The sequence below is a fragment of the Sinomonas sp. genome, from assembly GCF_036848755.1.
Taxonomy (GTDB): domain Bacteria; phylum Actinomycetota; class Actinomycetes; order Actinomycetales; family Micrococcaceae; genus Sinomonas.
Window position 1 is genome coordinate 1 of record NZ_DAIUJO010000033.1, and the last position, 5,405, is coordinate 5,405.

Annotated in this window: 6 protein-coding genes; 4 read left to right on the top strand and 2 right to left on the bottom strand. The window is 69.1% G+C overall.

The genetic code is table 11. The features are described from left to right. Window positions 1-118 precede the first annotated feature (118 nt). Window positions 119-610 (bottom strand): helix-turn-helix domain-containing protein, encoded by a 492-nt coding sequence (locus tag V7053_RS07320; RefSeq protein ID WP_334171613.1) that lies wholly within the window; start codon window positions 608-610, stop codon window positions 119-121. Window positions 611-675: 65 nt separating this feature from the next. Between V7053_RS07320 and V7053_RS07325 the strand changes: the two genes are divergently transcribed. Further along, window positions 676-1,950 carry an MFS transporter gene (locus V7053_RS07325; protein WP_334171614.1) on the top strand — a complete coding sequence of 425 codons (1,275 nt, stop codon included), beginning with the start codon at window positions 676-678 and terminating at the stop codon, window positions 1,948-1,950. A 15-nt stretch (window positions 1,951-1,965) separates the two neighbouring features. Here V7053_RS07325 and V7053_RS07330 read toward each other — a convergent pair whose 3' ends face one another. Next, window positions 1,966-2,211 carry a putative acetyltransferase gene (locus tag V7053_RS07330; protein WP_334171615.1) on the bottom strand — a complete coding sequence of 82 codons (246 nt, stop codon included), beginning with the start codon at window positions 2,209-2,211 and terminating at the stop codon, window positions 1,966-1,968. Window positions 2,212-2,402: 191 nt separating this feature from the next. Here V7053_RS07330 and fdxA point away from each other — a divergent pair, with 191 nt between their 5' ends. The 3 genes from fdxA (at window position 2,403) to V7053_RS07345 (ending at window position 5,312) form a co-directional block, all read left to right on the top strand. Further along, window positions 2,403-2,726: a ferredoxin gene (gene fdxA, locus V7053_RS07335; protein WP_334171616.1), complete on the top strand. Its 324-nt coding sequence runs from the start codon at window positions 2,403-2,405 to the stop codon at window positions 2,724-2,726. Between the two features lie 2 nt (window positions 2,727-2,728). Then, window positions 2,729-3,916: a succinyldiaminopimelate transaminase gene (gene dapC / locus V7053_RS07340; protein ID WP_334171617.1), complete on the top strand. Its 1,188-nt coding sequence runs from the start codon at window positions 2,729-2,731 to the stop codon at window positions 3,914-3,916. A 112-nt stretch (window positions 3,917-4,028) separates the two neighbouring features. Further along, on the top strand, window positions 4,029-5,312 hold the full coding sequence (locus tag V7053_RS07345; RefSeq protein WP_334171618.1) for a citrate synthase: 1,284 nt from the start codon (window positions 4,029-4,031) through the stop codon (window positions 5,310-5,312). Window positions 5,313-5,405: the final 93 nt, after the last annotated feature.

Below are 5,405 nucleotides of genomic sequence, written 5' to 3' on the forward strand. Positions count from 1 at the left end.
GGTGTGTCACCCTGCGGAGCTGACGGCGCAACGAGGAGGGCGGGGCATTAGCCGGCCGCCGAGCCCGACGGCGCAACGAGGAAGGCGGGCCCATTAGCCGGCCGCCGAGCCGACGCCGTCAGTCGGCGGAGGGGTCGCGGTGGTGCGCGATCATGAGCGAGGTCGCGTGTCCATCGGGGTCACTCGGCATGGCCACATATTCGTCGACGACCGCCCGCAGCTTTGCGAGGAGTTCCGCCTGATGCTCGGGGTTGAGCTTGAGGCCGAGGCGCCATACCTCGATGTCGTCTGGGTCGAGGGCTGCGGTCTCCTGGACGAACGTCTCGATGAGCACGGGCGCGACGTCGTCCACGCGCTGGCCCCACGAGCGGCGGGTCGCCAGATACGGGACCTCACGGGCCCCGCGCCGTCCGCGCCGCTCGTCCTGTGCCTCGAGGAACCCGGTGGCGACGAGTGTGCGGACGTGGTGCAGGGTCGAGGCCGGGTTGAGCCCGAGGAGGTCGGCGATCTCCTTGTTCGTGCGCGCGTGGTGGAGGCACAGACGCAGGATGCGCAGGCGCAGCGGTGAGCTGAGCGCTCGGCCCTTCGCAGCGTCGTCGGACGATGACATGCCACCACTCTAGCGATCCGGCTCGAGTGATTGACACTTCCCAATCGGAAGCGCAGACTGGCCGCATGCTCCCCTCATCCGCCGAGTCGCCGGCCCTCGTGCCCCTCACTCGGAGGCCCGCATTCCTCGCCTTCTGGGCGGGCCAAGGGGTCTCGCAGCTCGGTGCGCAGCTCGGCCAGCTCGCGCTCCCGGTACTCGCCGTGAGCCTCCTGGGGGCCAACGAAATGGACCTCGGCGTGCTCAACGCGGCGTCGATGGCGGCCTTCCTCGTCGTGGGTCTGCCCGCCGGGGCCTGGGTCGATCGGTGGCTCAAACGGCGCACCATGATTCGCGCCGATCTCGTTCGCATGTGCGCCATGCTCGCGGTCCCGCTCCTCTGGTGGGCTGGTGCTCTCCAGATGTGGCATCTCTTCGTCGTAGCGGGCGTCGTGGGCCTTGCGACTGTCTTCTTCGACGTCTCCTACCAGAGCTACATCCCGGTCCTCGTGGACCGCCCACTCGTGGCGGACGCCAACGGAAAGCTGGAGGCCACGGCGCAGGTTGCGCGGCTCGGAGGCCCGGCGCTCGGAGGGTTCGTCCTGACCCTCGTGAGCGCCCCGTTTCTCTTTGCAGCGGAAGCCGCGGGCTACCTCGTCTCCGCCCTGTGCCTCCTGCGTGTCCGAGACGCTGAGGCCAAGCCCGAGCGGACAGAGGGCAGCAGCCTTCCCCGGGAGATCCTGGAGGGGGCCTCGTTCGTGGCGCGGCACCCGCTCATCCGCCGGGTCGTGCTGAGCACGGCCATCGGCAACCTGTTCTCCTCGATCACGTACGTCCTGATGCCCCTCGTGATCCTGCGAGAGCTCGGCCTCGGGCCGGCGGGGCTCGGCACGATGCTCTCGATCGGCTCGGTCGGCGGAGTGCTCGGTGCCCTCGCGGCACCGCGGATCGCGGCACGCCTGGGTGAAGGGCCGCTCCTCCCGCTCGGGCTCATGGTGGGCGGAAGCGCCGTCGTCCTCTTCCCGCTCGCGCTTGCGGCCGGCCCGGGCCTGCTCGCCCTCGGCCTCCTGAGCGTGGGGGAGTTCGCCATGAGCTTCGGGATCATCGTCTTCAATGTCATGCAGGTGAGCATGCGCCAGCGCGTGTGCCCGCCTCGACTCCTGGGCCGCATGAACGCGTCGATCCGCTGCCTCGTCTGGGGCGTCATGCCGATCGGCAGCCTGCTCGGCGGCTGGCTTGGCGAACGGCTCGGGATCGCGCCCACGCTATGGGTGGGGATCGCGGGCCAGCTGCTCGCGTGCGTTCCGGTGGCCGCCGGACCGTTCTTCCGCCTGCGCAAGCTCCCGGACACCGAGGGGGAGTGATCGCCTCCCGGGGTGCTAGCCCTCGCGGCGCGCCCGGCGCCGGGCAGGCGGCGGCGGGACAGCCTTGACGGCAACGACGACGGCGAGCGGCACCTTGGCGAGGCCCCGTCGCGTGGCGATGGCGGCCTCGGTCCCGTCCAGCGCCGCGAGCTCGCCGAGGGCGTCGGTGAAGCCGCCTTCGATGCGGTAGCGGACGACGACGCGCGTGCCCAGCGGGAGGGCGCGGAGGACGTCGGCTGGGCGCCGGGGGAGGGGGGACACGCGAACATCCTAGGCACAGCCCGTCCGCGCACGAGATGCTACAGCGTGTGACGGCATGTGACAGCCGGCTCGCCCTCGCTACGCTGGCGGCGTCCCCGGGTGGATTGGCGCCCCGGAGCGGGATGATAATAGGCTCGTTCCGCCGGGACGCTGGGCGTCCCTCATCAGCAGATTCGTCAGAAGGTGCAGCAGTGACATACGTGATCGCGCAGCCGTGCGTGGATGTTAAGGACAAGGCCTGCGTCGAGGAGTGCCCGGTCGACTGCATCTACGAAGGTGAGCGGTCCCTCTACATCCACCCGGACGAATGCGTCGACTGCGGCGCGTGCGAGCCCGTCTGCCCGGTCGAGGCCATCTACTACGAGGATGACGTCCCCGACGAGTGGGCCGACTACTACAAGGCGAACGTCGAGTTCTTCGACGACCTTGGCTCCCCGGGCGGCGCGGCGAAGCTTGGCAACACGGGCAAGGACCACCCGCTCGTCTCGGCCCTGCCGCCGCAGAACCAAGCCTGAGCGTGGGGACCGGCAGCTCGGCCGACGCGAGCGAGAACCAGACGGGCCTGTCGACGCAGCGCGCGTTCGGGCTTGATCTTCCCGACTACCCGTGGGAGGCCATGGCGCCGTACCTCGAGACTGCTCGGCGGCACGAGGGCGGGGTCGTCAACCTGTCCATTGGGACCCCCGTAGACCCGACGCCCGAGCTCATCCAGGACGCGCTCCGCTCCGCGGCCGACGCCCCCGGATACCCCACCGTGCACGGCACGCAGGCCGTCCGAGAGGCTGTCGTCGAATGGTTCACCCGCCGCCGCGGCGTGGTGGGCCTCGACGAGCAGGCCGTGATGCCGACCATCGGCTCGAAGGAGCTCGTGGCGTGGCTGCCGTTCCTTCTCGGCCTGGGTGCGGGCGACGTCGTCGTGCGGCCCCGCGTCGCGTACCCGACGTACGACATCGGCGCCCGCCTCGCCGGGGCAACTGCGGTCGCCGCCGACAGCCTCGACGAGCTCGACGCCGCGACGCGCGCCCGCGTCCGTCTCGTCTGGGTCAACTCCCCAGGCAACCCCACGGGTGCTGTGCGCGGGGTTGAGGAGCTGCGCGCCGTCGTCGACGACGCCCGAGGGCGCGGCGCCGTCGTCGCCTCGGACGAGTGCTACGCCGAACTGGGGTGGGGCGATTGGGACGTTCAGCGCGGCGGCGAGGCTGTGCCGTCGGTACTCGATCCGCGCGTGAGCGGGGGCGATTTCAGCCGCCTACTGAGCGTCTACTCGCTGAGCAAGCAGTCGAATCTCGCCGGGTACCGCGCGGCGTTCGTCGCGGGCGCGCCGGAACTCATGCCGAACCTCGTCAACAGCCGCAAGCATGCCGGGATGATCCTGCCGTTCCCCGTCCAGGAGGCATTGCGGGTCGCGCTCGGCGACGACGCGCACGTCGAGGAGCAGAAGGAGCGCTACCGCGGCCGCCGCGACCGCCTCATCCCGGCGCTCGAGTCGTTCGGCCTGCGGATCAGCCACTCCGAGGCGGGCCTCTACCTGTGGTGCACCGCGGGTGAGGACACCTGGACTACCGTGGCTCGCCTCGCCGAGCGCGGCGTCGTCGTCGGGCCGGGCGTCTTCTACGGGGACGACGGCGCCGGGTACGTGCGCGTTGCCCTCACCGCGAGCGACGAGCGGGTCGACGCCGCCGTGGAACGCCTCACACGCTCCTGACCGGGGCCCACCCGCGCTGTCCGCCTGCCGTCGCAAGCAGGCGCCGATTCGTTCCGTGTGCGCGGTCGGGAGTAGTTTTGGAATGTTGCGAGCTACCCATGTAAGGGGAACCATGACTGAGAAGAACGGTGCCACCCTGCGCCATGAAGGCGGGGAGCTGACCCTGCCCCGCATTGCCGCGGTCGAAGGCAACGACGGCTACGACGTTTCGAAGCTTCTGAAGGAGACAGGCGCTGTCACCTTCGACCCAGGTTTCATGAACACCGCGGCGACCACGTCGTCGATCACCTTCATCGACGGCGACGAGGGCATCCTCCGCTACCGCGGCTACCCGATCGAGCAGCTGGCCCAGCACTCGAGCTTCCTCGAGGTGTCCTACCTCCTGATCTACGGCAACCTGCCGACGCCGTCCGAGCTCGAGTCGTTCGATCAGCGGATCCGCCGCCACACCCTCCTGCACGAGGAGCTCAAGAGCTTCTTCGCGGGCTTCCCGCGTGACGCCCACCCGATGCCCGTCCTGTCTTCGGCCGTGTCCGCGCTGTCGACCTTCTACCAGGACTCGCTCGACCCGTTCAACGAGGAGCAGGTCGAGCTCTCGACCATCCGCCTCATGGCCAAGCTCCCCGTCATCGCGGCGTACGCGCACAAGAAGTCGATCGGCCAGCCCCTCCTGTACCCGGACAACTCCATGAACCTCGTGGAGAACTTCCTGCGGTTGTGCTTCGGCCTCCCGGCCGAGCCCTACGAGCTCGACCCGCTCGTGGTCAAGGCCCTCGACCTGCTCCTCGTGCTGCACGCGGACCACGAGCAGAACTGCTCGACGTCGACCGTCCGCCTCGTGGGGTCCGCGAACGCGAACATGTTCGCGTCCGTCTCCGCCGGGATCAACGCGCTCTTCGGCCCGCTGCACGGCGGCGCGAACGAGGCGGTCCTCAACATGCTCCGCCGCATCCAGTCCGAGGGCATCAAGCCGGAGGACTACATGGAGAAGGTGAAGAACAAGGAAGACGGCGTCCGTCTCATGGGCTTCGGGCACCGCGTCTACAAGAACTACGATCCGCGGGCGAAGATCATCAAGGCGACCGCACACGAGGTCCTCTCGAAGCTCGGCGGGAACGATGAGCTCCTCGACATCGCGATGCGGCTCGAGGAGAAGGCCCTCGCGGATGACTACTTCATCCAGCGCAAGCTGTACCCGAACGTCGACTTCTACACGGGTCTCATCTACAAGGCGATGGGCTTCCCCGAGAAGATGTTCACGGTTCTGTTCGCGATCGGCCGCCTCCCCGGCTGGATCGCCCAGTGGCGCGAGATGATCAAGGACCCGCAGACCAAGATCGGCCGCCCGCGGCAGCTCTACGTCGGCGAGGCCCAGCGGGACTACCCGGTCCGCTAGCCCCCGCCCCTGATCGTTTCGGGTACGGCTATTCCGCTCCCTGATCGTTTCGGGTACGGCTATTCCGCTCCCTGATCGTTTCGGGTACGGCTA

Excerpts from the sequence above, each read along its gene's own strand:
- V7053_RS07320 (WP_334171613.1), bottom strand. The coding sequence starts at position 610 with ATGTCATCGTCCGACGACGCTGCGAAGGGCCGAGCGCTCAGCTCACCG.
- V7053_RS07325 (WP_334171614.1), top strand. The coding sequence starts at position 676 with ATGCTCCCCTCATCCGCCGAGTCGCCGGCCCTCGTGCCCCTCACTCGG.
- V7053_RS07345 (WP_334171618.1), top strand. The coding sequence starts at position 4,029 with ATGACTGAGAAGAACGGTGCCACCCTGCGCCATGAAGGCGGGGAGCTG.